Source organism: Qipengyuania sp. SM2507 (genome assembly GCF_053714505.1).
The window spans coordinates 1,747,446-1,773,938 of record NZ_CM132307.1 but is presented as its reverse complement, the minus strand read 5'-3'; the positions used below and the strand labels follow the sequence as shown (position 1 = coordinate 1,773,938).

Here is a 26,493-nt window from a genome sequence, read left to right as displayed (position 1 = left end):
CGCCACTAGCAGGTCAAAGGTTTCCCTAGCACTAATCGGTTCGCAGCGCGCGCGCTCACTGCACCCATCCCAGAATCGGACAGGCCGAACTCGGACAGGTCGCTTGCGCGGGGTTAAACTCTCGCCTAAACGCTTCGCCGCGTCATGGGTGCCGGTTTGCGCCGGCCTAAGAGGGAACGGAGTTCGATACTTCGGCTGCCCCCGCAACTGTGACCGGTTAGGTGCGCTCCAACATGCCACTGCGCAAGCGGGAAGGCGGGGCGCTCCGGTGATCCGGGAGCCAGGAGACCTGCCCATGCGTGTCGTTCGGCCGCGGGCGGGGTGTACCGATGGCAAACGGGTGAGACTGCAGCGATGCAGGCTCCCTCCGTCATGAGCGGCGTTCGTTCATGATGGGAGATTCCATGCGTAAATTTCTGTTTTTGCTAGCCGTCGCCACGATTCCGACTGCGATTCCCGCTGCGGTTTGGGCACAGGATGTGCAGCCTGCCGAACCCGTGGAGGAGGCGGAGACCGTCGTCGCCGATAGCGATGATGCGGCGGAGGCGATCACCGTCACCGCCACCGGGCTCTTCACCCGGATCGAGAACACCGGCCAGGCGGTCACCGTCATCGGTACCAAGGAAATCGAGTCGGTCCAGGGCGCGGAAATCACCCGCGTGCTTGCGCGCGCTCCGGGCGTCGCTTTCAGCCGCAACGGCCCGCCCGGTGCTTTCACCGGCGTGCGCCTGCGCGGCGGCGAGGCCGAGCAATTGCTGGTGCTGATCGACGGGGTCCGCGTCGCCGACCCGGCCTCGCCATCGGGCGGGTTCGATTTCGGCACGCTGACCACGGGCACGGTGGGCAAGATCGATCTGCTGCGCGGTTCCAACAGCACCATCTGGGGCTCGGACGCGATCGCCGGCGTGCTCGATGTCTCGACCCGCGGGCGCGGCGGGCTGGCGGGCAGCGTCGAATACGGCGTGCGCGACACGCTTTCCGCCAGCGCTACCGGCGGGCTGTCCGAGGATGCCTATTTCGCCGGGCTCTCGGCTTCCTATTTCCGCACCGACGGCTTCTCCGCCGCTGCTGCGGGCACCGAGCCCGACGGGTTCGAGCAGTTCACGCTGGGCGGCTCGGCCTTCGTCGATCTCACCGACCAGCTCGAACTGTTCGCGCAAGGCCGCTACGCCATCAGCGATATCGACATCGACGGTTTCCCCGCGCCCGCCTTCGCGCTGGCCGACACGCTCGAAACGCAGGAGACCGAGCAGCTCTCGGGCGCGCTGGGGCTGGCCTATTACGGGCAGGACCTGACGCTGCGCGGCTCCTACGCGCTGGCCGACACCTCCCGCGACAATTTCGACCCCGCGCTGGGTACAGCGCCGCTGTTCACCAGCGACGGGAGCTCGCAGAACCTGTCGCTGCGCGGCGAATACCGGCTGATCGGCGGACTGACGCTGGCCTTTGGTGGCAATCGCGAATGGAGCGAATATCGCACCGACAGCGATGCCGGCGAGGATGCCACCATCACCGGTGCCTATCTGCAGGCGGGCTGGGTGCTGGGCGGGCTGGCGGCGCATGTCGGCGCACGGCTCGACGATCACGACCGCTTCGGGAGCGCCACCAGCTTCGGCGGCGATGTCAGCTACGCGCTGGGCGGCGGCTGGCGCTTGCGCGCCAGCGCGGGCGAGGGCTTCAAGGCCCCGAGCCTGTTCCAGCTGTTCTCCGATTTCGGCAATCCCGACCTGCGCCCCGAGAAATCGACCAGCCTCGACCTGGGCATCGAGCGCGGCACCCGCGGCAGCGGCTTCCACGCCGCGGCGACCGCGTTCCGCCGTGACAGCGAGGATCTGATCGGCTTCGACATCGCCACTTTCGCCTATGCCAACATCGCCCGCGCGCGGGCGCAGGGGCTCGAAGTCGAGCTTGGGGCCGATCTCGCCCCTGGCCTGCGCATCGCCGGCGTCTACAGCCTGATCGATGCCGAGAACCGGATGACCGGCAACGAACTCGCGCGCCGTCCGCGCCACAGCGCCACCTTGTTCGCCGACTGGCAGACCCCGATCGGCGCGGTAATCGGCGCCGATCTGCGGCTGGTGGGCGACAGTTTCGACAACGCCGCGAACAGTGTCAGGATCGATGGCTACGAGGTGTTCGACCTGCGCGCCTCCTTCCCGATGACCGACGCACTGGAGGTATTCGGCCGGGTCGAGAATGTCTTCGACGAGGCATACCAGACCGCGGCGGGATACGGTTCACCCGGGCGGGGGGCGTTTCTCGGGGTGAGGGCGCAGATGTGACCCGCCGGCGGGCCGGCTTCGGGTCGGGGCTGGCTGCGGCGGCGCTGCTGCTGGCCGGGTGCGCGGACATCCGTGCGCCCGAGCCCCCGGCGCAAGCCCTGCCCGCGCAGCCGACCATCGTCAGCCTCAACCCCTGCTCCGATGCGGTGCTGGCGGAATTCGCGGGTCCGGAGCAATTGCTCGCACTCTCGCATTACAGCCACGATCCGCGCGCCAGCTCGATGGATATCGCGCAGGCGCGCCGTTACCGCGCCACCGGCGGGACGGTGGAGGAGGTGCTCGCGCTCGATCCGGATGTGGTGGTGGCGGGCGCCTTCCTCGCCCCCGCGACCCGCGCCGCGCTCGAGGACATGGGGATCGCGGTGGTGACCTTCGGCATTGCAACCGGGATTGAGGCCAGCCTGGCGCAGGTCCGCGAACTGGCGCGGGTCGCGGGCCACGCGGCGGCGGGCGAGCGGCTGGCGGCGCGGATCGCGGCTGCGACCGTGCCGGTCGCGGGCGAGCGCGTGCCGACTGTGCTGTGGCAGTCGGGCGGCATCGTTGCGGGCGAGGCGGCGCTGGTGACCGACCTGCTCAACCGCGCGGGTTTCACCAGCCATTCGGCGGCGCGCGGGCTGGGGCAAGCGGATTACCTCGCGCTTGAACAGGTTGCCGCCGATCCTCCCGAATTGCTGCTGGTCGCCGGCAACGAGCCGGGCCAGAACCATCCGCTGCTCGATCACCTCACCCAGACCCGCGTCGAGCGCTTCGACCCGGGCCTGGTCTATTGCGGCGGGCCGACCATCATCCGCGCGATGGAGCGGTTGCGGACCTTGCGCACCGCAATGCTCGACCGTCGCCTCGCCGCTCGGACCGCAGCCCGATGACCCGCGCCATTGTGCTGTTCGCGCTGTTGCTCGGGCTCGCTTTCCCGCTGTCGCTGCTCGCAGGGCGCGTCTGGCTCGACCCCGCGAGCACCCCCAACGCCGCGCTGATCCTCGCCGAACTGCGGCTGCCGCGCTCGCTGCTGGCGATCGTCGTCGGCGCCGGGCTGGGCGCTGCGGGGGCGGCAATGCAGGGCTATCTGCGCAATCCGCTCGCCGACCCCGGCCTGTTCGGAATCGCGCCGGGCGCGGCGCTGGGCGCGGTGGTGGCGCTATGGTTCGGCTACGCCGCCTCGCCGCTGCTGTTGCCGCTGTTCGCGCTGCTGGGTGCGGGCGGGGCGATGGCGCTGCTCGCGGGCATCGCCGGGCGCACCGGCGGGATCGCGCTGTTCACGCTTGCCGGGCTGATGGTGGCGAGCCTGGCGGGCGCGCTCACCGCGCTCGCCATCAGCATGGCACCCAACGCCTTCGCGATGAGCGAGATCGTGATGTGGCTCAATGGCGCGCTGACCGATCGCGGCTGGCGCGAGGTCTGGCTCGCCGCGCCGCTGGTCGCGCTGGGCGTCGCACTGCTGTGGCGGGCCGGGCCGGCGCTCGATGGGCTGACTTTGGGCGAACCGGTGGCGCGCTCGCTGGGGATCGACACCACGCGGCTGCTGTGGCTGCTGGTGCTGGGCGTCGGGCTGACGGTGGGCGCCAGCGTCGCGGTCGCGGGGATCATCGGCTTCGTCGGGTTGATCGTCCCGCATCTTGTCCGCCCCTTCACCGACCGTCGCCCCTCGCGGCTGATCCTGCCGAGCGCGCTCGCGGGCGCGCTGCTGGTGCTGCTCGCGGACAGCCTGGTGCGGGTGCTCCCGCTGGTCACCGAGTTACGGCTCGGGATCGCGCTCAGCCTGCTCGGCGCGCCCTTCTTCCTGTGGCTGCTGCTGCGCTTGCGGCGGGGGCTGCTGTGAGCGGCGCGGCCCAGACCCTGTCAGCCGAGGGCATTGCCGTGGCGAACCGCCTCGACGCGGTCTCGCTCGCGCTCCACCGCGGGCAGATCACCGCGATCTGCGGCCCCAATGGCGCGGGCAAATCGACGCTGCTCGAAACGCTTGCAGGGCTGATTGTGCCTGACGCGGGCAGGGTGCTTCTGGGCGGCGAAGACCTCGCGCAGCTCCACCCGCGCTCGCGGGCAAAACGGCTTGGCTATCTGCCGCAGACCCCCGAGATCGCCTGGGACGTGCCGGTGCGCAGCCTGATCGAGCTGGGGCGGATGCCGCATGGCGACCGCCTCGCCGCGCCGGTCGATGCCGCGATCGCCGCGCTCGATCTGGGCGCGCTCGCCGAGCGCCGCGCGCTGTCGCTCTCGGGCGGCGAGACCGCGCGGGTGCTGCTCGCGCGGGTGCTGGCGGGGACGCCGGCATGGATCCTCGCCGACGAACCGCTCGCCGCGCTCGATCTCGCGCATCAGTTCGCGCTGCTGCGCCATTTGCGTCGCGCGGCGCAGTCGGGGCAGGGGGCGGGGACCGGGGTGGTGCTGGTGCTGCACGATCTCGCGCTGGCGATGAACCATGCCGACCGGGTGGTGGTGCTCGATGGCGGGAGCGTGGTCGCCGATGGCGCGCCGCAGACCGCGCTCGATCCCGCGGTGATCGCGCAGGTCTGGAAGGTCGGCACAGACTGGATCGGCGAACCCGGCCGCCGCGCGCTCGTCACCACCGACTGACCAAGAAAAAAGGGGCCGGACCTGCGTCCGACCCCTCTTTCATTGCATGCCGCGTTCGGCTCAGTTCACCGCGGTCGGCGGCAGAGCGCCGTCGGAAACCTCGCTGTCCGCAGCCTCGTCGCCCGCGATCAGCCCGCGCGCTTCGAGCATCGGGGTGATGTTCGGCTGGCGCCCGGCGAAGTTCTCGAACATCTCGAAATAATCCATCGTCCCGCCGCGGCTGAGCACGGTGGCGCGATAGTGATCGCCGTTTTTGCGCGTCAGCCCGCCGTTCTCGCGGAACCACTTGCGGCTGTCGCGATCGAGCATCTCGGTCCACAGATAGCTGTAATAGCCCGCGCTGTAGCCGGCGGGCGAGCTGAAGATGTGGTTGAAATAGGTGCTGCGATAGCGCGGCGGCACCAGATCGACCTCGAGCCCCAGTTCGGTCAGCGACTGGCGTTCGAAGGCATCGACCTTGGCCGGGGTATCGATCGCCCGCGCCTGCGCAGGCGTGAGCGCGTGCCACTTCATGTCGAGCAGCGCCGCGGCCACCGTCTCGCCGAAATCATAGCCCTGGTTGAACTTGGCCGCGGATTCGATCTTGGCGATCATTTCCGCCGGGATGGTCTCGCCGGTCTCGTAATGCTTGGCGTAGTTCGACAGCACTGCGGGATCGGTCGCCCACATCTCGTGGACCTGGCTGGGATATTCGACGAAATCGCGCGCCGTGGCGGTGCCCGACAGGCTGACGTATTTCTGGTCGGCGAAGAAGCCGTGCAGCGCGTGGCCGAATTCGTGGAAGGTGGTGTTGACCCAGTCGAAGCTGACCAGCTGCGGTTCGCCCGCCGCGGCCTTGGGGATGTTGAGCACGTTGTAGATCACCGGCTTGGTGCCCCACAGATCGCTCTGCTCGACGAAATTGCTCATCCAGGCGCCGCCGCGCTTGGAGGGGCGCTGGAACGGGTCGAAGTAGAACAGCCCCAGCTCCGAACCGTCGCGGTCGAACACGGTGTAGGTCCAGACATCGGGGTGATAGACCGGGACATCGGTGCGGCGCTCGAAGGTCAGCCCGTAGAGCTTCTCGGCCATGTAGAACACGCCGTCCTCGAGCACGTTCTCGAGCTGGAAATATTCCATCACCGCGTCTTCATCGAGATCGTAGCGCTCGGCCTTGACCTGATTGGCGTAGCGATACCAGTCCCACGGCTTGACCTCGAAATTCTCGCCCCCGGCTTCGATCACCTCGTTGAGCAGCGCGGCTTCGCGGCGCTGGGTGGCGGCGAGCGCGGGGACCATCTGGCCCATGAAGTCGAGCGCGGTCTTGGGATTCTCGGCCATCCGGTCCCACATCGCATAGGTCGCCCAGTCGGGTTCGCCGAACAGCGCGGCCTTCTCGGCGCGCAGCGCGGCGATCTCGGCGATCAGCGTGCGCGTGTCGAAACCGCGCTGGCCATCGGCGCGGTGATAGCTGAGCGTGAACAGCTTCTCGCGCACCGCGCGGTTTTCCAGGCTCGGGAGCACCGGCTGCTGGGTGGTGTTCTGCAGCGCGATCGCGAACTTGCCCGGGTGGCCCTTCTCGACCGCGAGATCGGCGGCGGCCTGGATATCGGCATCCGACAGACCGGCGAGTTCGGCGCGGGTGTCGACCACCAGCGGCTGGTCGCTCATCGCCGAACGCGCCTTCTGGCTCAGCTCGGTGGTCAGCGTCGAGAGCTGGGTGTTGATCGCCTTGACCCGCTCGCGCTGGGATTCGGTCAGCAGCGCGCCAGCGTGGACCATGCCGTCATAGGTGTTCTCGAGCAGCGTCGCGTCCTCGGGCGTCATCGCCATCGCCGCGCGGTTGTCGTAGACCGCCTTCACGCGCTGGAACAGCGCGGGGTTGAGCGTAATGCTGTCGTAATGCGCCGAGAGGACGGGGCTGATCTCGGTGTTGATTGCGTCGAGCCGGTCGGTGGTGTTGGAACCGGTCAGCGCGAAGAACACGTTCTGGACGCGACCCAGCATCCGGCCGGACTTTTCCAGCTCGACGATGGTGTTGGCAAAGGTCGGCGCGGCGGGATTGGCGACGATCGCCTCGACCTCGGCCTTCTGGATCGCCATGCCCTGCTCGAAAGCGGGGAGGTAATCCTCCTCGCCGATCTTGGAGAAGTCGGGGGTCAGGAAGGGGAGCGTGCTGTCGGCGGCAAAGTAGCCGGTACCCTGCGGAATGGCGACCGCGGCATCGGCCTGCGCGCCGGCAGCCGGGCGATCCATTGCGCCTTGGGTGGTGGTGGTGCAGCCGGCCAGCAGGGCGGCAGCGGCGGTCGTGGCCAGAATTTGGGCCTTCATATCGGTCTCCGGTTTGTGCATTTCGGGGCGCGAACGCGCCCACGGATAAAAAACGTTTGGACTGGCGCGCTTGAACAGGGGATTGCCGGCGAATGCAAGGGGCTGGCCCCGATCGCCGGCCAGCCGACGCGGAACGTCAGCTCTCCGGGATCACCTCGCCCTGGCGGCCCTGCGCCGCGCTCCTTGCCGCGTCGGCGGCTTCGGCGAGCGCCTGGCGGTTGACCGTGACCAGCCGCGGGCGCCCGCCCTGCTGGTCGACCACCAGCCACAGCGATCCCAGTTCGAAGAACCCGCCGCGTTCGGGGACCACGGTCATGTCCTTCAGGTCGAGCCGTTCGAGCGTGCGCATCAGCTCGGCGTCGAACACCTCCTCGGCCAGCGCCTCGGCGCGCGCCTCGTCGAGTTCCACGCGGTTGCCCGCGCGGTCGATATAGAGCAGCGGGATGCCGACCTCGGCGAGCACACGGCGGCTGTCGCCCGAGCGCGCGGCCTCGCGCAGCGCCTCGAGCGCGGCCTGGAACTGGCTCGGGCTGGTCCCGGTGGCGCAGGAAATCGCGCCGCCATCGACCAGGTCATGCGCCCGGTCGAAGGTGATGTCGCGCTGCTTCTGGTTCGACCACACCATCAGCAGGCAATCGTCCGGTGTCGCTTGGGTGGTGGCCGCCATCGCCTCCAGGCGCTCGGGCCCGGCCGCAGGCTCACCCGCGGGCGAACAGGCGCAGCAGACAAGCGTGAGCAGGGCGGGAAGGAGTGTCGGGCGGATCATATCAGGCAAATCTGTAGCGCATTATGGGTTCATAGATCGACCCTCCCGGATCGAGTCGGCTTTCATACAAGACGAAGGAATCGACCGCCCATGGGTCCGAGCGGCAATCGGCGCTCTGCGCCAGCCAGTCCTCGAGCGGTGCGGTCGAGCGGTTGAGCCGGGCAATGGTGATATGCGGCGCGAACTTGCGCGTCTCGGCGGGAAAACCCGCCCTGCGGCAGGCGCGCTCGACCCGGTTGCGCAGCACCATCAGCGGTTCGGATTGCGTCACGCCCGCCCACAGCGTGTGCGGCACGCCCTTGCGCTCGAAATGGCCCACGCCGTCCAGCGCCAGCGCGAAGGGCGGGGCCGACACCGATTGCAGCGCCGCCATCAGATCATCCACCTGCCGCGGATCGGCCTCGCCGACGAAGCGCAGCGTGAGGTGCAGCTGGTCGTCGTCCTGCCAGCGCGCGCCATGCAGCGCTTCCATCCGGTCGATCAGCTGATCGCGGATCTCGCCCGGCGGACGGATGGCGATGAAGAAACGTGGCCCCATCGCGGCATCCTATCATACATCGGAACGCGACGAGCCTGCTTCGCGCGGATCCTCGTAGGCGGCGTCGAGAAAGATCGAGGCGCGCCGTTCGCTGCGAAATTCCAGCCCGCGCGCCACCCGGCCCGCGGCGTGGGTGTAGTCGAGTTCGGAGGCAATCCGCTCGTAATCGCCGGCATCGATCGCGGCGTTGAGCCGCGGGCTTTGCGATGCCGAGACATTGCCGCGCCCGACATTGTAGACCAGATCGACCAGCGCATCGAATTCGTGCTGGAACAGCGGCAGGTCGCCGACCAGATCGCGGACATGGCCTTCCGCCGCGGCGATATCGCCGTCGAGAAAACCGAGAATCCGGTCCTTGCTGACCCGGTCGCCGACGCGCAGATTGTCCTGCGGCTCGATCAGATGGCCGACGCCGACGGTTGGGTAACCCGCGACATCGCGATAGACCACCTGGCGCACGCCCTCTTCCTGCACCAGCGCGCGCTTGAATTGCTCGCTGGTCGAAATCCGGCTGGCATCGATACGGTTCTGGGTCGGGTCGTCGGACCCCAGCACGAAGCTGTTTTCGCTGTCTTCGGAGCCGAAGCGCATGGCCGATGGTCCGGTGAAGGCGGCCAGCCCGACCGCGCCCGCGGTCAGCATGGCGGTCGCCCGCTGGCGGGCCGAACGCGAGGGATTGACCTTGAATACCCGGCGCGCAGCGCGGCGCGCCCGGCGCAGATCGCCGGTTTCGCGGGGTTTGGCTGCGGAGGTGCTCCGGCCGGTATTGCGGCTGGAATTGCCCCGATCGGGCGCTCCGTCGAGCGGGGTGTCGAGATCCTGCAGCATCCGCCGCACCCGGTCGCGGGCCTCGGTCGATGGTCGCGCAGAACCTGTCTGCGCGGGCGCGTGTCGTTGGCTACTGGTATCGGCGTCGGTGACGCTTGTGTGGGTTGGACTGGACATCGGTGGCTTGTGCTCCGGCGGTTCTGCGTGTGGCGGGCGGTGCGTCCGGTTCCCCGCAATCTGCGGTCCGGACAGGCAAAAAGCCCCCCTGATTACCTATAGAACGGCTCAAACTCCCCATCGGTCCTCAACTCGTCCGCTCCACAGGGCGGACTGCAAGCTGCGCCGAAGGTGCCGGACGCGAAACCGCGAGGCTTGGTCTTCGCCCGCCCGCCTCGCTAAGGAGGGGTCATGACCGACGCTTCCACGCTCAGCCGCGACCCCGAATGGCTCCCGCACCGCATCGATCCCGGCGCGGGGACGCTGCAGTTCCTGCATATCCCCCGCGGCGCGCTGTCCGCGCCGCAATTCCTCGCCGACCGCACGCCTGCGACCCCCGCGGACGAGGCGCAGCTCCCGCTCGGCGCGCTGGCCGCGTTGCAGCCCGAGACCGGCCCGCTGCATTTCCTGTTCCACACCGCCTTCTGCCGTTCGACGCTGCTGGTGCGTGCGCTCGACATCCCCGGGGTCGTCACCGGGCTGAGCGAGCCGGGGATCCTCGTGAGCCTCACCAATATGGGCGAGGCGGGGCACCCGCTGGTCAAGCCGATGCTCGACCTGCTCGCGCGCCGCCATGCCGGCGGGGAGGCGGCGGTGGTGGTCAAGCCGACCAACCATGCCAATCGACTGATCCCCGCGCTGCTCGACACGCGCCCCGATGCCAAAGCGGTGCTGATGACCAATCCGCTCCCCGCCTTTCTCGCCGCGGTGGTGCGCAAGGGGATGATGGGCCGCCGCTGGGGGCGCCAGCTCTATCTCGAAATGATGTCCTATGCCGGGATGGATCTGGGGATGGACGCGCGCGAGCAGTTCGCGATGACCGACCTTCAGGCCGCCGGGCTCGCCTGGTTCCTCAACCAGCGCTATTTCGCGATGCTGCTCGACCGCTATCCCGACCGGCTGCGCACGCTCGATGGCGATGTCTTCAACGCGCGGCGGGCCGATACCATCGTCGCGATCGCGAGCCTGTTCGACCTGCCGCTCGATGCCGCGCAGGCCGCAGGCGTCGTCGAGGGACCGGTGTTCTCGACCCACGCCAAGCGCGGCGGCGATTTCTCCGCCACCGAGGCGATGGATTCCGAGCGCGCGCAAAGCCCGCTGGTCGAGGAAGAGATCGCGCAGGTCGGCCAGTGGGTCGAGCTCATCGCACGCCAGGCGGGACTCGCGGTTCCGGTCACCGGGCGGGCGGCGCTGCTGTAAGCGCGGAACACTCCTCCCGCGCTTCCGTAGGAGCCACAGACTGGATGTTGCACGCGGTGCCGCGCATCCCCATCTGACCGGGGAGCCGGGCGGCGCCCACGCTGGCACCACTGCTTGACAAATCCGAACACAACAGGAACACGCGCACCCCATGGCACTTACCAAGATTTCCGTGCGCGGTGCGCGCGAGCACAATCTCAAGGGTATCGATATCGATCTGCCGCGTGATGCGCTGATCGTCATCACCGGGCTTTCGGGCTCGGGCAAGTCGAGCCTCGCCTTCGACACCATCTATGCCGAGGGGCAGCGGCGCTATGTCGAGAGCCTGTCGGCCTATGCGCGGCAGTTCCTCGAGATGATGCAGAAGCCCGATGTCGAGCATATCGACGGGCTTTCGCCCGCGATCTCGATCGAGCAGAAGACCACCTCGCGTAACCCGCGCTCGACCGTGGCGACCGTCACCGAGATCTACGATTACATGCGGCTGTTGTGGGCGCGTGTCGGCACCCCCTATTCGCCCGCCACCGGGCTGCCGATCGAGGCGCAGACCGTCTCCAACATGGTCGACCGGGTGATGGAACTGCCCGAGGGGACGCGGCTCTATCTGCTCGCCCCCGCGGTGCGCGGCCGCAAGGGCGAGTACCGCAAGGAACTCGCCGAATGGCAGAAGGCGGGCTTCACGCGCGTCCGCATCGACGGCGAGATCTACGAGATCGGCGACGCGCCCGCGCTCGACAAGAAGCTCAAGCACGACATCGAAGTGGTGGTCGACCGGCTGGCGGTGAAGGAAGGGCTCGAGACGCGGTTGGCGGATTCGTTCGAGCAGGCGCTCAAGCTGGCCGACGGGCTCGCCTATGTCGATCTGGCGGATGGCGTGGTCCCCGGTCGCGAGGGCGAAGCCGAGAGCGGCGGCGCGATGAAGGGCGCCGGCCTCCCCGCCAACCGCATCGTCTTCTCCGAGAAATTCGCCTGCCCGGTCAGCGGGTTCACCATCGAGGAGATCGAACCGCGATTGTTCTCCTTCAACGCGCCGCAGGGCGCCTGCTCGACCTGCGACGGGCTGGGCGAGAAGCAATTGTTCGACCCGCAGCTGGTGGTCCCCAACGAAGCGCTGACGCTCAAGCAGGGCGCGGTGATGCCGTGGGCGAAATCCAACCCGCCATCGCCCTATTATCTGCAGGTGCTCGCCAGCCTCGCCAAGGAATACGGTTTCGACCTGACCACCCCGTGGCACGAACTGTCGGAGGAGAACCGCGCGGTGATCCTCCACGGCACGAAGGGCGCGCGGGTGCCGCTGACCTTCAAGGACGGGCGCAAGCAATACACCGTCAACAAGGCCTTCGAGGGCGTGATCGGCAATCTCAACCGCCGGCTGCTCCAGACCGAGAGCGCGTGGATGCGCGAGGAGCTCGCCAAGTTCCAGACCGCGCAGCCCTGCGAGGCCTGCGGCGGCAAGCGGCTCAACGACAAGGCGCTGGCGGTGAAGATCGCGGGCGCTGACGGCCCCACCGATATCGCCACGCCCACCAGGATGAGCGTCGCCGATGCCAAGGCCTGGTTCCTCGGGCTCGACGCGCATCTCACCCCCACGCACAGCCAGATCGCCCGCGCGATCCTCAAGGAGATCAACGAGCGGCTGGGCTTCCTCGACAATGTCGGTCTGGATTATCTAAACCTCGACCGAACTTCAGGTACCCTGAGCGGCGGCGAGAGCCAGCGTATCCGTCTCGCCAGCCAGATCGGCTCCGGCCTCAGCGGTGTGCTCTACGTCCTCGACGAGCCCAGCATCGGGCTCCACCAGCGCGACAACGACCGGCTGCTCGAAACGCTCAAGCGGCTGCGCGACCTGGGCAACACCGTCATCGTGGTCGAGCACGACGAGGACGCGATCCGCCAGGCCGATCACGTCGTCGATCTCGGCCCCGGCGCGGGCGTGCGCGGCGGCGAGATCGTCGCGCAGGGAACGCTCAAGCAGGTCCTCAAGGCCAAGAACTCGCTCACCGCCGACTATCTCACCGGGCGCCGCAAGATCGCGGTCCCCACCAAGCGCCGCAAGGGCAATGGCAAGAAGCTCACCGTCCACGGCGCGCGCGCCAACAACCTCCAGAACGTCACCGCCTCGCTCCCGCTGGGCACCTTCGCCTGCGTCACCGGGGTCTCGGGCTCGGGCAAGTCCTCCTTCACGATCGACACGCTCTACGCCGCCGCCGCCCGCCAGCTCAACGGCGCGCGGATCATCGCGGGCGCGCACGACAAGGTCACCGGGCTCGAACATTGCGACAAGGTGATCGAGATCGACCAGTCGCCGATCGGCCGCACCCCGCGCTCCAACCCCGCCACCTACACCGGCGCCTTCACCCAGATCCGCGACTGGTTCGCCGGCCTCCCCGAGAGCAAGGCGCGCGGCTACAAGCCCGGGCGCTTCAGCTTCAACGTCAAGGGCGGCCGCTGCGAGGCGTGCCACGGCGACGGGCTGATCAAGATCGAGATGCACTTCCTCCCCGACGTCTACGTCACCTGCGAGGAATGCGGCGGCAAGCGCTACAACCGCGAGACGCTCGAGGTGAAGTTCAAGGGCCTCTCCATCGCCGACGTGCTCGACATGACGATCGAGGATGCCGAGGAATTCTTCAAGGCGGTCCCGCCGATCCGCGAGAAGATGCACATGCTGGGCGAAGTCGGGCTGGGCTACGTCAAGGTCGGCCAGCAGGCCACCACGCTCTCGGGCGGCGAGGCGCAGCGCGTCAAGCTCGCCAAGGAACTCGCGCGCCGCTCCACCGGGCAGACGCTGTATATCCTCGACGAGCCGACCACCGGGCTGCATTTCGAGGATGTCCGCAAGCTGCTTGAAGTGCTCCACCGGCTGGTCGACCAGGGCAATTCGGTGGTGGTGATCGAGCACAATCTCGATGTCATCAAGACCGCCGACTGGATCCTCGACCTCGGCCCCGACGGCGGCGTGCGCGGCGGCGAGATCGTCGCGCAGGGGACACCCGAACAGGTCGCGAAGGAAAAGCGCAGCTTCACGGGGCACTATCTGGCGCCGATGCTGGCGCGGTAGGTTTTTTGGGAGGGGCGGACGACGGCAGTGGATGGCTGGTGAGCTTACGAGTGCAGGCGGACGCCGAGTGGCCTGCTCCACCGATTGGTCGACGAGCTAAAAATCTGAACCGACGGGCGTATCAGGTGTTCGATATCCTTCCGGATCGTTTCGATGGGCTTGCGCTATGAGATGTAGATTTACCCGCGCAGCGGCAGCCATTACCGGAGACCGAATTAGCGTTCCCTCTTGATCAGCGGTGGACTGGATTAAGAACTTTCCCCAAGCATCCAAATTTCCGTCCCACAACGGATCGTTCACAACTCGCGTACAAACGTCAGCGTAAGTTTCCTCACCATCACTTCGCCAAAACATCCAGTTGTGATCATCCGCCATATCAATTCGCGGTCGAGTTCGTGCAAACCCACCTTCTGAGGGCGCCCGGGTGCTTCCCCAATCACCGTACGTGAGATTGCCACGATTAAGCTGTCCCCTGACCTCGTCAAACAATTGAATTTCAGAAATCTGCCTCGAGAAGCGTGCCCCTTGATTTGCGAATGAATCCGGGAAAGTGCTCGCCGCAACCGAAACTTCAAACTCTTCTGTTATATCGAGAAGGGAATTGATCAAACCGACCGCCACGCCAGCCAATTGCAACGCGTCTTGTCTCCACCCGCAATCGAAAACGAACGCTGTATTGTTTAAACCGCTCTCAAGACATTGTCGGCAAACTGAAAGATACGAACCGGGCTGTTCTACCGGTACTCGAACTATTAGCCCTCGGTCAATTTGAGACGCGTGATCTACTTGAATGGCAATCTGTGGATCAGCCAGATATATATCCCGGAATACGGGTACGCGGTACTGGCCTTCAGAAACCACATTGTAATAGCGCTCGTAGCCGTGGTTATGATCAAAGAGCAGTGAGAATTCTCTGACAGCCGCGCGATCGCTATTAGGATCGTTCCGCGTGCGATCGAGATCAAACCCGTAGACGGCATCTCCAACCGCAGCCTCAACCACTTCATACGCACGGTCTATCGAACGAGCGTTGAACCAAGGTCGAACTCGTATGACCGGGAAGATCCGTCTTTTCGTGACTTCTTCCAAGCCTTCCAAAGCGCGGATTTCAGCCAAACGAGCATGGAGCAGTGGAACGTAGTCCAAACCTTGGAACATGTCAGAAGCCTGTTTTTATTCTCATAGCTTCCTGCGAAACTTTGAATTTTTTCGCAAGCTGCTCAACCAACCGATCACCGGATAAACCTCTCAGTTTCGCTGCTTCGGCATTGATTAGCGGCATCGGCATTATGAGCTGCGCCGCAAGCTTGTTTGCCTGCACTTCTTTTCGGTCACTTAGGTTTGACCGATACAAAGTGTCATCGACAACTCCTCGGCCAATATCAAACCGATGAAGTAGGAAATGAGCTATTTCGTGAGCCAAGGTAAATCTTTGACGCACCAAAGGATCATGGCGGTTGAGCTTAATCCGGAATCCAGAAGAAGCCGTGGGAGACGGCTCTATAAGTCCCGATATTTTTGGCTCTAAAGTTGATTGATATACTTCAAGGCCCAACTCAGCCGCTAGCCCTCCAAGGTTTACCGGGACGTCCTGCTTATATTTTTCGATGATCGCAGAAAATTTTGAGGGAATAATCATGCGTCGGGATCGCTTTGTTCCTGCTCCTCGTCCTCTTCGAGCTCGCGTTGCAATTCTCGGGTAAAGGTAAGTAAGCGAATGCGAACATCCTCCTTAATATCTTCAACGAATTGAAGATAATCATCGTTATCGTTGCTAAACCGGCGCTTAATGTATTCTTCTGAGGCCTTATCAACCTTTATTTCAACCCTCGACTGAATACTGTTCCATCCTATTATGGCAAGGGCGCCAATCATTAGTGTCATAGCCGCTAAAATGACTGCAAGCGCTGTCAAAACAATAGTTATAAAATTGGAAGACGAGACCTCCTCAGATTTTGCGAACTGCAAGCCAGAGGCCGAATCAATTACGTACATCAAGGCTGCTCCGAGGAGGAGCAAAATGACAGAAGACAAGAAAATCAGAAGTTTAGGCACAGATTCCCCATCGAACATATCAGGAACATACGGAAAATAGGAGCACGGATCAACCCTGTCAGAATTTCCGCTACCTGCATAGCGCATCTGATCTTCCTACTTTCCTACAGACCCCCACATGCCATAGATGGTTCGATTCGTTCATCCCCACGGAGACGGATCATGCATCATTCTTTTGTTTTCGCCTCAGGCGCCGGCGCGCGCATCCGCGCGCTAGGCTTTCGGCCTGACCGGCCGGCGGGCGGTCGCCGTTGTCCCGGCCTTGCCGGAACAGCTTCGCTTCGCGAGCCCTGCGGGCTCGGACTTGCGCTCTCCACGAGCAGTTGCGCGCACTCTCACACGGGAGGCGTGGCATGACCGACACTCCCGATACCGGCGATCGCTTCGACAAATTCTCCATGCCCTGCGATATTCCCGATTCCGGCCCTCCTTTCGGTCCCGATCACGGCGTCCCCACGCAGGACTGGCTCTCGCGCGGGCTCAGGCACAAGGCGGGGCGGGGGTGGGAGGCGGATGATGGCGTCGATGCCCGCGCGGACACCGACCTGATCTCCGCCGATCCCGCCACCAACCCGGCGTACACGCATTACCCCTCCAGCGCCGCGTACCATTACGCCCAGCTGCAGGCGCAGCGGGGCGCGCAGGGGCGCGGGGTCCGGTCCGCGCAGCCGCTGTGGCCCGCGGGCTGGCTGCCCGGCGATCCGCCGGTGGAGATCGTGCTGGATGCGGATGGCTGGGCCGACCCCGCCGACCACAATTCCGCCGCCGCCAAATTCGGTCCCCCGCAACAGGTGCGCTTTCTCGATGCGCTCGCCACCCACGGCAATGTCCGCGCGGCGGCGGCGCGGGTCGGGGTCAGCCGCGAGACGATCTATCGCACCCGCCGCCGCGAGCCGGCCTTCGCCAATCTGTGGGACGCGGCGCTGGTCCATGCCCGCAGCGCCTGCGAGGCCGAGCTGGCGACCCGCGCGCTCGACGGGGTGGCCACCCCGGTGTTCGTCCGCGGCGAGCATGTCGCCACCTGGCGGCGCCACGATCCGCGTTACCTGCTGGGCCACCTGGCGCGGCTCGACCGGCGGATCGCGGCGGGCGGGCAGGGCGAGCGCGAGGCGCAGGCAAGGGCGCAGGCCGAGGCAAGAGCGGAGCGGTTCGACGACATGCTCGCCGCGCTCGCCGGGCAGCCTGCGCCCGAGGACCATGCCCGCGCCGCCGCGATCGGCGCGCGGATGGCGTGGGAGGATTACGAGGCTGGCGGCAGGGAAGCGGGCGAACCCGCGCCCGCGCCGCCTTGCGCCGATCTGCCGCCGACCCGCATGGGGGTGTTCGGGCTCGCCTGCGAACAGGCGCTGGACGCGCAGGAAGCGGCGGTGGCAGCGGGGAAGAAGGACTATCGCGACGCAGCCGCGCGCGGCCGCGCCGACGACCGCGCCGTGGAGCGCGCGACCACGAAGGCGGTGGCGCGCTGGGAGCAGTGGCAGGCCGATGGCCGCGCGCTGCTCGACCGCGTGCTGGCCGGGGCCGGAGATGGGGAGCGAGATGGGGCCGAAGACGGGGGCGAAGATGGGGACGAGGGCGTTACGACGACAGAAGCGGCCCGCGATGCGCGGGGAGTGCCCTGTGTGTCAGATGTGTCAGATGGGCCGGAACTGTCCGCTGCGGAGAGCAGCTCCGGCGCGGATCGGGCCGGGACCGTCGGCGCCTGCGAGCGGCGCGGCGGCCACCCGCGTACCCGGTCCGCCGCGCGAAAGGCGAGCACGCTCGGTGGCCCGCTGGCGGCGACGATGGTCGCCAGCCTTGCCGGCCTTGCCGGTCAGCCCAGCCAGGGAACTCGGGAACCGGGCTTGAATTGGGGAGGGGGTGCGGGATCGTTGCGGGCGACCCCCGCGAGCGTCAGCTCAGCAGTTCGAGCTCGACCGTGCCGTGCCCGCGGTTGACCAGCCCGATCTCCTGCGCGGCGGCGCGCGAGAGGTCGATCGTGCGGCTGCGGCTGAACGGGCCGCGGTCGTTGATCCGCACCGTGACCGAGCGGCCCGAGCGGGGATCGGTCACCCGCACCTCGCTGCCGAACGGCAGGCTGCGGTGCGCGGCGGTCAGCGCGTGCATGTCGAACCGCTCGCCGCTGGCGGTGCGGCGGCCGTGGAACTTGGCGCCGTAATAGGAGGCGACCCCGGTGCCGAGCGACTGCGCATCGGCTTCGCTGACGGGCGCAGGCTCGGGAGCGGGCGGCACGGGCTGAACCACCGGGTTCGACTCGAACCGGATCGGTGCTGCCGGCCCCTCGACGGTGTGATCGACCGGAGTGGCGGCACTGGCGGGTACGGCGATGGCGGCGGCCAGCGCGAGAAGCTTGAAACTGCGACGGGACAAATGTGTTCCCTCCAATTGTTGTGGGAACGCAATAGCCGGTTGTGCGCGGCAAGGGGTAAACAGGAAGGGCAACCGCCCCATTGCTGCCACAGTTCATCGCGGAATGCGGCGGGCGCGGGGCGGATCGGGGCAGCGCGCGGCATTTTCCATTTTCCTGCAGCCCTGCCGGGGGAGCAAGGAAATGCGACCGATTCGCTGCGCGGCATGGTCCGGCAGTCGGTGAGGAAAGAGGTGGTGGCGAGAGCGGAATGGAAGGTGAAGAGGTGCCTCCGGTATGCGCAATCTGCAGTGCAATCGGAAGCGCACAAGAAAATGGGGCCGGCATTGCTGCCGACCCCACTCTCACCGATGCGTGGTCCCGCCGAAACGGGCGCTTGGCATCCGGCGGTTTCCCGGTCGCGCACCGAAGCGCGCGGTCAGGTCCGTCGCCGGCGCTCGCACCGGCATCCGAAAACACCCTCCTGTCATCTCGCCTGGCAGTTCCGGGGCGAACCCCTTCGCAAACCCTGCGCGAAAACCCTCGACAGGCATTTCCGTAACCGGACTTTCCTTATGGCCGGCGCCTTGAACTTCGGCTTCGCTTCGGATCAGGGATCCTCCACGATGCCTCCGCGGGCATCCGACCGGTCGGCCCGGCCCGTGATGAAACAACATGCGCTTGTCCGTCATCGATTGCCGAAAGCTGCAGACAGGAGTCCTTGCATTCGACCATCTCGGGACAGGCGTGGACAGGTTTCACCACGTCTTTCCGGCTTGGATTTGTCGAGTAATTTCAGGCCTTTCGGCCTTCCATCTCCCGGCGTTTCCGCCCCGTTCCGATGGATTAAATCTGCGCTCCGAGTGCCGTTTCTTCAAGCGCCACCAGCCCGGCTTATCCACCGCACCCCGTTTTCGCTGTGGACGCGAGTGGATAACTCAACGGTTCGTCGCAAGCGCAGCGGTCGCTGCAGCCAGATTGAAACAATATTACCGGGATCGGCGGTTACCCTGCGGTGCGGTCGCGTTGCGCCAGCAGCCTGAGTCGCAGCGCGTTGAGCTTGATGAAGCCCTCGGCGTCCTTCTGGTCGTAGGCGCCGGCATCGTCCTCGAAGGTGACATGCGCCTCGGAATAGAGCGAATTGGCGGATTTGCGCCCGACCACGCTGGCGGTTCCCTTGTAGAGCTTGAGCCGCACTGTGCCGCTGACCTTCTCCTGGCTGAGGTCGACCGCAGCCTGAAGCATCTCTCGCTCGGGGCTGAACCACAGGCCGTTGTAGATCAGCTCGGCATAGCGCGGCATCAGCTCGTCCTTGAGATGCGCTGCGCCGCGGTCGAGCGTGAGTTGCTCGATCCCGCGGTGCGCGCGGGCGTAGATCTCGCCGCCCGGAGTCTCGTACATCCCGCGGCTCTTCATGCCGACGAAGCGGTTCTCGACCAGATCGAGTCGTCCGATGCCGTGACGCCGGCCGAGCTCGTTGAGCGCGGTCAGCAGCGTGGCGGGGCTGAGAGCCTCGCCGTTCAGACCGACCCCGTCGCCGCGCTCGAAGTCGACGGTGATGTATTCGGGAGTGTCGGGGGCCTGCTCGGGATGTTCGGTGCGCGAATAGACGTAGTCGGGGGTCTCCTCCCACGGGTCCTCGAGCACCTTGCCCTCCGAGGAAGTGTGCAGCAGGTTGGCGTCGGTGGAGAAGGGGCTTTCGCCGCGCTTGTCGCGCGGGATGGCAATCTGGTGCGCCTCGGCCCAGGCGATCAGCGCGGTGCGGCTGGTCAGCTCCCATTCGCGCCACGGGGCGATGACCTTGATGTCGGGATCGAGCGCATAGGCCGAGAGCTCGAAGCGGACCTGGTCGTTGCCCTTGCCGGTAGCGCCGTGGGCGATGGCATCGGCGCCGGTCTCGTGCGCGATCTCGACCAGCCGCTTGGAGATCAGCGGGCGTGCGATGCTCGTGCCGAGCAGATAGTCGCCCTCGTAGCGGGCGTTGGCGCGCATCATCGGGAAAACGAAGTCGGCCACGAATTCCTCGCGCAGATCCTCGATGAAGATGTTGGCATCGGGGATACCCATGGCGCGCGCCTTGTCGCGCGCCGGTTCGATCTCCTCGCCCTGGCCGAGATCGGCGGTGAAGGTGACCACCTCGCAACCTCGCTCGACCTCGAGCCATTTGGCGATCACCGAGGTGTCGAGCCCGCCCGAATAGGCGAGGACGACTTTGCGGGCGGCGGGGGTGCTGGGCATGAGAGGCAATTCCTGAAATACCGGCCCGCAATGCAGGCCCGGGGTGCGCGTGCTCCGTTATCAGCGCGCGGCGCGACCGGCAATCCACGCGGCGGGCAGGGGGGATGTGAAACATTTGCAAGGTTCAAGCGCTGCTATATTTCGAAAGGAACTATCCATGGCTGCACGCGCCTATTGGCAGGGCCAGATCAGGCTCGCGCTCGTCTCGATCCCGGTCGAACTCTATTCCGCAACCCAGTCCGGGGCCAAGATCAGTTTTCGCCAGATCCACGAGCCTTCGGGCAAGCGGATCAGTTACGACAAGGTCGTTGCGGGGGTCGGACCGGTGGATCGCGACGAGATCGTCAAGGGCTACGAATTGTCGAAGGGCAATTACGTCCTGCTCGAGGATGACGAGATCGAGGCGGTCAAGGTCGAGAGCAAGCGCACGCTCGAGCTGGTGCAGTTCGTGCAGGCGCACGAGATCGACGCGCTTTACTACGAGAAACCCTACTACGTCGTCCCCAAGGACGAGCTCGCCGAGGAAGCTTTCATCGTGCTGCGCGACGCACTGCGTGCGGCGGGGAAGGTCGGGCTCGGGCAATTGTCGGTGCGCGGCGCGGAGAAGCTGGTGGCGGTCAAGCCCTGCGGCAAGGGCCTGCTGCTCGAGACGCTGCGCTATGCCGACGAGGTCCGCAAGGGTCAGGCGTTCTTCAGCGAAATCGGCGACGACAAGCCCGACGAGGATTTGCTCGATCTCGCCACCAGCCTGATCGACAAGAAGACCGCGCCCTTCGACGCGGGCGAGTTCGAGGATCGCTATGCGCAGGCCTTGCGCAAGCTGATCGATACAAAGGCCAAGGCCAAGGACGGCAAGCGCATTCTCGAGGAGGTCGACGAACCGGGCGATGCTGCGGGCGGCAATGTCATCGACCTGATGGCGGCGCTCAAGAAATCGGTCGCCGCCGAAAAGGGTTCGGCCAAACCGGAGAAGCCCGCTGCAAAGAAGAAGAAATCCGCCTGATCGATGGCGCGCCCCGATCCCCTCGCCACCTACAATGCCAAGCGCGATTTCGGGAAGACGCCCGAACCTGCGGGCAAGGTCAAGCGCAGCGCTGGTGGCAATACCTTCATCGTCCAGAAGCACGATGCGACCCGGCTGCACTGGGACTTGCGGCTGGAAATCGGCGGGGTGCTCAAGAGCTGGGCGGTGACCAAGGGGCCGTCGCCCGACCCCGACATCAAGCGGCTGGCAGTACGGACCGAGGACCACCCGATGTCCTACGCCGAGTTCGAGGGCACGATCCCCAAGGGCGAATATGGCGGTGGGACGGTGATGCTGTGGGATCGCGGGACCTGGGCACCGATCGCAGGCAAGAGCGCCTCAGATATCGACAAGGGCCATCTCCACTTCTGCCTCGAGGGCGAGCGGATGCGCGGCGAGTGGCTGCTGGTCCGGCTTAAGAAAAAGCCCGGCGAAAAGCGTGAGAACTGGCTGCTGCGCAAATTGCAGGACGAGCACGCGCAGGAAGGCGACGGGCTGGTCCAGCGCGAACTCACCAGCGTGCTGACTGGGCGCGCGATGGCCGAGATTGCTGCGGACAAGCAGGGCGAATACAAGCTCGCAGGGAAAAAGGACGACGCCTTCCTCGCGCAGATGGAGAAAGCCTCCTCGCGCAACTCCGCCAAGGCCAAGTCCAATCCGAAAAGCCGCAAGCCTGCTGCCTTGCCCGTATTCCGCAAGCCGCAGCTCGCCACGCTTGTCGACGCGGTGCCCACGGGCAATCGCTGGATGCACGAGATCAAGTTCGATGGCTATCGCGCGCTGGTCGCGGCGCGCGGCGACGAGGTTCGGGTGTTCACCCGCAATGGCAAGGACTGGACCGACAAGTTCGGCCCCCTGGTCGCGGCAATCGCCGCGCTGGACCTGCCGAGCTGCCTGATCGATGGCGAGATCGTCGCCAACGACGGCGCGGGCAATCCCGATTTCTCGGCGCTGCAGGCGCTGCTCAAGCGCGGCAAAGGGGAGCAGGGCGAGGACGACGCGCTGATCTATCACGCCTTTGACCTGGTCGAGCTCGAAGGAGAAGACCTGACCGACCTGCCCAACATCGAACGCAAGGAACGACTCGAGGCGCTGCTCGGCGAGGCGCCGCCGCCGCTGCATGTTGCCGACCATGTCATCGGCGCGGGCGAGAAGCTCTACCGCGCGATGTGCGGGGCGAGCCAAGAAGGGATCATCTCGAAGACCATCGACGGGCGCTACGCCTCACGCCGCTCGAAGGCATGGGTGAAGGTCAAATGCACGCGGCGGCAGGAATTCGTGGTCATCGGCTGGAAGGCCTCCTCCGCCAAAGCGCGCCCCTTCTCCTCGCTGCTGCTGGCGCAGAACGAGGGCGGCGCGCTGGTCTACAAGGGCAATGTCGGGACTGGCTTTTCGCAGGACCATATGGAGGAGCTGGCGGCCAAGCTGAAGCGGCTCGAGCGCAAGACCCCGCCGGCGGAGGTCGACAAGGCTTCGAGCAGGGGCGTGTCCTGGGTCACGCCCAATTTGGTGGTCGAGATAGGTTTTGCCGAGTTCACCGTGGGCGGCAACATTCGCCATGGCAGCTTCCTCGGGATGCGAAGCGACAAGCCCGCAGAGGCGGTGACCCCCGAAGTCGCCGAGGAAGTGCCCGAGGTCGCAGCCCCGGTCGCGATCAGCAGCCGCGAGCGGGTGATCTTCCCCGACAGCGGGCAGACCAAGGGCGAGCTGGCCGAGTATTACGAGGCTATCGCGCCGATCATGCTGCCCTGGGCAGGAGAGCGCCCGATCAGCCTGGTGCGCTGTCCGCAGGGGCGGGCAAAGAAATGCTTCTTCCAGAAGCACGACAGCGGCGGGCTGGGCGATGCGGTGCACCCGGTGGCGATCACCGATAAGGGCGGCGGCAGCGAGGATTACCTGTTTGTCGAGGATGTCCGCGGGCTGCTGCAATGCGTCCAGATGGGGACGATCGAGTTCCACGGCCGGGGTTCGCGCAGCGGGGCGGTCGAGCTGCCCGAGCGGATGGTGTTCGATCTCGACCCCGACGAAGGATTGGATTTCGGCGATGTCAAAAGTGCGGCGACCGATATCCGCGACCGGCTCGCAGATCTCGGGCTGGTGAGCTTTGCGATGCTCTCTGGCGGGAAGGGTATCCATGTGGTCGTCCCGCTGACCCCGGGGCACGATTGGGTCGCGCACAAGGATTTTGCGCGCCGCTTCGCCGAGGCGCTGAGCCTTGCCGAGCCCGAGCGCTTCACCGCCAGCATGAGCAAGGCCAAGCGAAAGGGGCGCATCTTCATCGACTGGCTGCGCAACCAGCGCGGCAGCACTGCGGTGCTGCCCTATTCGGCGCGGGCGCGGAGCGGGGCGCCGGTGGCGGCGCCGATCGCCTGGAACGAGCTCAGGACCATCGCGGATGCCAAGCTCTTCACAATCGGCGATTCCAAGAAGCTGATCGATCGTGCCGCGAGCAAATCGCTCAGCGGCTGGGGCTTTGCCAGCCAGCACTTGCCCGACCTCTAGCGCGCGTCAGCGCAGCTGGCTGTCCTTGCTCCCGCGGCGGTTGATGCCCGAGGCGCGCGCGCTGCTGTCGAGCGCCGACTGGCAGGCGACGCAACGCTTCACGCCCGGCAGGGCTTCGCGCCGCCGCTCGGGGATTTCCTCGCCGCAATCGACGCAATATTGCTCGCTCTCGCCGACCGGCATCCGCGAACGCGCGGCTTTCACCGCGTCGGATATGGTGTCGTCGATCTGATCCTGAACTGCGCCATCGCGCGCCCAACCACCGGCCATGTCGAAGAGTCCTGCAAGCTATCTGGGACTATAGAATGTGGTGGCGCGCCCTTGGAAAATCAAGGGTTTCGCGGCGGCTGCGCTCGCGCGAACGCCGACGACTTGCGTCTCGCGCCATCAGATGCCGGCGTACCATTGGTAGCCGCGATCCTCCCAATAACCACCTTCGCCGCCGCCAATCTCGTCGAGGCTAGCGACGGCTTCGATCGCGGTGAGGTATTTGGCGTGCTTGTAGCCGAGCTGGCGCTCGATCCGCATCCGTAGCGGCGCGCCGTTGCGGATCGGCAGCGGCTCGCCGTTGAGGCTGTGCGCGACGATGGTCTGCGGGTGAAAGGCGTCGATCCGGTCGACGCTTTCGTAATAGACATCGCCGTTGAGCGTGTCGGCGCAGCGGAACACGATGTAGTTCGCCTCTTCGCGCAGGCCCGCAGCCTCGAGCAGCAGGGAAAGCTGCGGTCCGGTCCATTCTCCGATCGCGCTCCAGCCCTCGACGCAATCGTGGCGCGTCACCTGGGTTCGCTGCGGCAGGCGGCGCAGATTGTCGAGCGACAGCGACATCGGCGATGCGACGAGTCCGCCGACCTCAAGCCGCCAGTTGGCGAAATCTTCCGCCGCATGGCGCCGATAGGCGGGTTCCTGCGGATCGGTGGTGCCATTGCCACGGAAGAAGGGCGAGATCGCACTGCGCGGATACTCGGGGGCGAGCGCCTTGCGATCGGTCAACAACTCGTGTGCGGCCTTGTGCCAGCGCTCGGCGGCGGACAGCAGCCTGGTACCGGGTCCGCTTTCCGCGATCTTGTTGCAGCCGGCCAGAACCGTTGCGCCCGCTGCGACGATGAAATTTCTACGTCGCATCGCGGGGTCCTTCCTCGCGGCCGCCGCCGGTCAGCATGTCGCGCATCTGACGGATGGGTCCGGAGAGGATCACCAGCAGCACATGGACGATGAAGAACCCGAGCAGCGCAAAGGCGAACAGGAAATGCAGGCTGCGCGCGGATTGCCGCCCCCCCAGACCCTCGACCAGCCACCCGAAGCTCGGTTCCATCCCGGGGCTGATCGCGATCCCGCTGAAGATCATCATCGGTAGGATGACGCCCAACACGAGGCCGTAGGCCAGCTTCTGGAAGAAGTTGTATTTGCCCGGGCCGTGGTCGAACTGGAGCCGGAGATGCGCCGCCGCATCACGGCGGATATTGCTCGGCTGCCATTCTTGGCGATCGGTCGCGATGTCGCGCCGGAAATGGCGGTTGGCGAGCATAGCCACCCACATGATCAGCAGCAGGAGTGCGAAGGGCCATGCAGCGAGGATGTGCCAATCGCGCGCGACCGCGAGGCTGTAATAGCCCGGAATCGTCATCCAATCGGGGAAACGCGGCAGGATCAGCCATGCCTGCTCGGGCGCGAAGCCCCAGTCGCCCCAATAGAGCCTTGGGTGGGCGTTGGAGATGGTCAGTCCCGACATGAACAGGATCACCACGAAGACCAGGTTCAGCCAGTGCCACAGGCGTGTGGACAGGGCATGGCGTTTCATGATTTCGCTCCGCTGCGGACCTGCTCGCGCGCAAGATAGATCACGTCGCGTGACTGGTCGAGCAGGTGCTGGCCGCTGTCGACAAATAGCGTCTGTCCGCTCGCCAGCCAGCCCTGCGCGAGGAACAGCGCGGCGGCCGCAACTTCTTCGGGCCCTGTCTTGCGCTCCAGCAGGTTGAGAAGATGGGAGATGTCGGTTTCTTCCTGCGCCTGGTCATGGCTGGCGAGGATGGCACCGGGAGCCAGCCCGTAGACCCGGTCTTCGGCCCGCTCGCGCGCTTTGCTCAGCATGGCGATTGTGGCGTGCAGCGCGTGCTTGCTCATGGTGTAGCTGAAGAAATCGGGGTTGGGGTTGCGGAGCTTCTGATCGGTCACCTGGATTACCCGCCGCCCGCTACCGGAACGCGCGCGAGCGAGGAAGGCCTGCGCCAAACGCGCGGGGGTGGTGGCGTTGATCGCCATGGCGCGGCGGTTGGTTTCCGGATCGAGCGCATCGGGCGAATCGGGTTCGAAGACGCTGGCGCAATTGACCAGCACCCGCCAGTCGTCCAGCCGCGCCGCCAGCCGCTCGACCAGCGCCACCGAGGCGTCACCATCGGCCAGATCGCAGCTCGCGGTCTCGGCGCTGGGCAAAGCGCTGGCCAGCGCCTCAGCCTCTTCGTGCGAACCCCCGTAATGGATTACGACATGCCACCCCGCCTCGCCAAATCCGCGGGCGATCGCGGCGCCGATCCGCCGCGCCCCGCCGGTGATCAGGACCGCCGGCGGCATCATGCGATGGAGACGCTGTTGCAAGCCATGGCCAACCTTCAACCATC

The 26,493-nt window shown here is 66.1% G+C and carries 22 protein-coding genes and 1 riboswitch; of the genes, 9 read left to right on the top strand and 13 right to left on the bottom strand.

Going from position 1 to position 26,493, the window contains the following annotated elements:
• Positions 1 to 129 precede the first annotated feature (129 nt).
• Positions 130 to 311: riboswitch (cobalamin riboswitch) on the top strand.
• A gap of 93 nt (positions 312 to 404) precedes the next feature.
• Genes ACWIKC_RS08615 through ACWIKC_RS08600 form a run of 4 tightly spaced genes read left to right on the top strand, consistent with a single transcriptional unit; the run spans position 405 to position 4,853 of the window.
• Positions 405 to 2,282, top strand: a complete 1,878-nt coding sequence (locus tag ACWIKC_RS08615) for a TonB-dependent receptor plug domain-containing protein (RefSeq protein WP_454597100.1) — start codon at positions 405 to 407, stop codon at positions 2,280 to 2,282.
• The gene (locus tag ACWIKC_RS08610; RefSeq protein WP_454597099.1) at positions 2,279 to 3,148 is read left to right on the top strand and encodes an ABC transporter substrate-binding protein; all 870 of its coding nucleotides are present in this window, start codon (positions 2,279 to 2,281) and stop codon (positions 3,146 to 3,148) included. The genes ACWIKC_RS08615 and ACWIKC_RS08610 overlap by 4 nt, the downstream gene beginning before the upstream one ends.
• A complete protein-coding gene (locus tag ACWIKC_RS08605; RefSeq protein WP_454597098.1) occupies positions 3,145 to 4,098 on the top strand; it encodes a FecCD family ABC transporter permease in 954 nt (317 codons plus the stop codon). The genes ACWIKC_RS08610 and ACWIKC_RS08605 overlap by 4 nt, the downstream gene beginning before the upstream one ends.
• Entirely contained in the window at positions 4,095 to 4,853 is a 759-nt protein-coding gene (locus tag ACWIKC_RS08600) for an ABC transporter ATP-binding protein (protein ID WP_454597097.1), read from the top strand. The genes ACWIKC_RS08605 and ACWIKC_RS08600 overlap by 4 nt, the downstream gene beginning before the upstream one ends.
• A 60-nt stretch (positions 4,854 to 4,913) precedes the next feature.
• On the opposite strand, the gene ACWIKC_RS08595 is transcribed toward ACWIKC_RS08600, so the two are convergent.
• The 4 genes from ACWIKC_RS08595 to ACWIKC_RS08580 form a co-directional block, all read right to left on the bottom strand.
• Positions 4,914 to 7,163 carry a M3 family metallopeptidase gene (locus tag ACWIKC_RS08595; RefSeq protein ID WP_454597096.1) on the bottom strand — a complete coding sequence of 750 codons (2,250 nt, stop codon included), beginning with the start codon at positions 7,161 to 7,163 and terminating at the stop codon, positions 4,914 to 4,916.
• A gap of 136 nt (positions 7,164 to 7,299) precedes the next feature.
• Entirely contained in the window at positions 7,300 to 7,929 is a 630-nt protein-coding gene (locus ACWIKC_RS08590) for a hypothetical protein (protein WP_454597095.1), read from the bottom strand.
• A 1-nt stretch (position 7,930) separates the two neighbouring features.
• Positions 7,931 to 8,467, bottom strand: coding sequence for an RNA 2',3'-cyclic phosphodiesterase (gene thpR / locus ACWIKC_RS08585; protein WP_454597094.1), 537 nt, complete (start codon positions 8,465 to 8,467; stop codon positions 7,931 to 7,933).
• A gap of 12 nt (positions 8,468 to 8,479) precedes the next feature.
• Positions 8,480 to 9,412, bottom strand: a complete 933-nt coding sequence (locus ACWIKC_RS08580; RefSeq protein WP_454597093.1) for a lysozyme — start codon at positions 9,410 to 9,412, stop codon at positions 8,480 to 8,482.
• Between the two features lie 231 nt (positions 9,413 to 9,643).
• Between ACWIKC_RS08580 and ACWIKC_RS08575 the strand changes: the two genes are divergently transcribed.
• Together ACWIKC_RS08575 and uvrA are read left to right on the top strand one after the other, a co-directional pair.
• Positions 9,644 to 10,651, top strand: coding sequence for a hypothetical protein (locus ACWIKC_RS08575; RefSeq protein ID WP_454597092.1), 1,008 nt, complete (start codon positions 9,644 to 9,646; stop codon positions 10,649 to 10,651).
• Positions 10,652 to 10,802: 151 nt separating this feature from the next.
• Complete coding sequence (gene uvrA / locus ACWIKC_RS08570; protein WP_454597091.1) at positions 10,803 to 13,712, top strand: excinuclease ABC subunit UvrA; 2,910 nt, start codon at positions 10,803 to 10,805, stop codon at positions 13,710 to 13,712.
• A 96-nt stretch (positions 13,713 to 13,808) separates the two neighbouring features.
• Here the strand turns inward: uvrA and ACWIKC_RS08565 are convergent, their stop codons facing one another.
• Genes ACWIKC_RS08565 through ACWIKC_RS08555 form a run of 3 tightly spaced genes read right to left on the bottom strand, consistent with a single transcriptional unit; the run spans position 13,809 to position 15,854 of the window.
• Positions 13,809 to 14,870, bottom strand: coding sequence for a beta family protein (locus ACWIKC_RS08565; RefSeq protein ID WP_454597090.1), 1,062 nt, complete (start codon positions 14,868 to 14,870; stop codon positions 13,809 to 13,811).
• Between the two features lies 1 nt (position 14,871).
• Positions 14,872 to 15,351 carry an ImmA/IrrE family metallo-endopeptidase gene (locus ACWIKC_RS08560; protein WP_454597089.1) on the bottom strand — a complete coding sequence of 160 codons (480 nt, stop codon included), beginning with the start codon at positions 15,349 to 15,351 and terminating at the stop codon, positions 14,872 to 14,874.
• Positions 15,348 to 15,854: a hypothetical protein gene (locus tag ACWIKC_RS08555; RefSeq protein ID WP_454597088.1), complete on the bottom strand. Its 507-nt coding sequence runs from the start codon at positions 15,852 to 15,854 to the stop codon at positions 15,348 to 15,350. The genes ACWIKC_RS08560 and ACWIKC_RS08555 overlap by 4 nt, the downstream gene beginning before the upstream one ends.
• A gap of 266 nt (positions 15,855 to 16,120) precedes the next feature.
• Here ACWIKC_RS08555 and ACWIKC_RS08550 point away from each other — a divergent pair, with 266 nt between their 5' ends.
• Positions 16,121 to 17,701: a hypothetical protein gene (locus ACWIKC_RS08550; RefSeq protein ID WP_454597087.1), complete on the top strand. Its 1,581-nt coding sequence runs from the start codon at positions 16,121 to 16,123 to the stop codon at positions 17,699 to 17,701.
• Here ACWIKC_RS08550 and ACWIKC_RS08545 read toward each other — a convergent pair.
• Complete coding sequence (locus ACWIKC_RS08545; protein ID WP_454597086.1) at positions 17,658 to 18,134, bottom strand: septal ring lytic transglycosylase RlpA family protein; 477 nt, start codon at positions 18,132 to 18,134, stop codon at positions 17,658 to 17,660. The two genes, ACWIKC_RS08550 and ACWIKC_RS08545, sit on opposite strands and share 44 nt — an antisense overlap.
• Before the next feature lie 982 nt (positions 18,135 to 19,116).
• Complete coding sequence (locus tag ACWIKC_RS08540) at positions 19,117 to 20,349, bottom strand: argininosuccinate synthase (protein ID WP_454597085.1); 1,233 nt, start codon at positions 20,347 to 20,349, stop codon at positions 19,117 to 19,119.
• Between the two features lie 157 nt (positions 20,350 to 20,506).
• Here ACWIKC_RS08540 and ku point away from each other — a divergent pair, with 157 nt between their 5' ends.
• Together ku and ligD are read left to right on the top strand one after the other, a co-directional pair.
• Positions 20,507 to 21,352: a non-homologous end joining protein Ku gene (ku, locus tag ACWIKC_RS08535; protein WP_454597084.1), complete on the top strand. Its 846-nt coding sequence runs from the start codon at positions 20,507 to 20,509 to the stop codon at positions 21,350 to 21,352.
• A gap of 3 nt (positions 21,353 to 21,355) precedes the next feature.
• The gene (gene ligD / locus ACWIKC_RS08530) at positions 21,356 to 23,875 is read left to right on the top strand and encodes a DNA ligase D (protein ID WP_454597083.1); all 2,520 of its coding nucleotides are present in this window, start codon (positions 21,356 to 21,358) and stop codon (positions 23,873 to 23,875) included.
• 6 nt (positions 23,876 to 23,881) lie between these two features.
• Here the strand turns inward: ligD and ACWIKC_RS08525 are convergent, their stop codons facing one another.
• The 4 genes from ACWIKC_RS08525 to ACWIKC_RS08510 all read right to left on the bottom strand — a co-directional run bounded on the left by ACWIKC_RS08525 (position 23,882) and on the right by ACWIKC_RS08510 (position 26,449).
• Positions 23,882 to 24,145 (bottom strand): DksA/TraR family C4-type zinc finger protein, encoded by a 264-nt coding sequence (locus ACWIKC_RS08525; RefSeq protein WP_454597082.1) that lies wholly within the window; start codon positions 24,143 to 24,145, stop codon positions 23,882 to 23,884.
• A 117-nt stretch (positions 24,146 to 24,262) separates the two neighbouring features.
• Entirely contained in the window at positions 24,263 to 25,000 is a 738-nt protein-coding gene (locus tag ACWIKC_RS08520) for a molybdopterin-binding protein (protein ID WP_454597081.1), read from the bottom strand.
• Entirely contained in the window at positions 24,990 to 25,676 is a 687-nt protein-coding gene (locus ACWIKC_RS08515; protein ID WP_454597080.1) for a cytochrome b/b6 domain-containing protein, read from the bottom strand. The genes ACWIKC_RS08520 and ACWIKC_RS08515 overlap by 11 nt, the downstream gene beginning before the upstream one ends.
• Entirely contained in the window at positions 25,673 to 26,449 is a 777-nt protein-coding gene (locus ACWIKC_RS08510) for an SDR family oxidoreductase (RefSeq protein WP_454597079.1), read from the bottom strand. Before ACWIKC_RS08510 ends, ACWIKC_RS08515 begins: the two co-directional genes overlap by 4 nt.
• Positions 26,450 to 26,493: the final 44 nt, after the last annotated feature.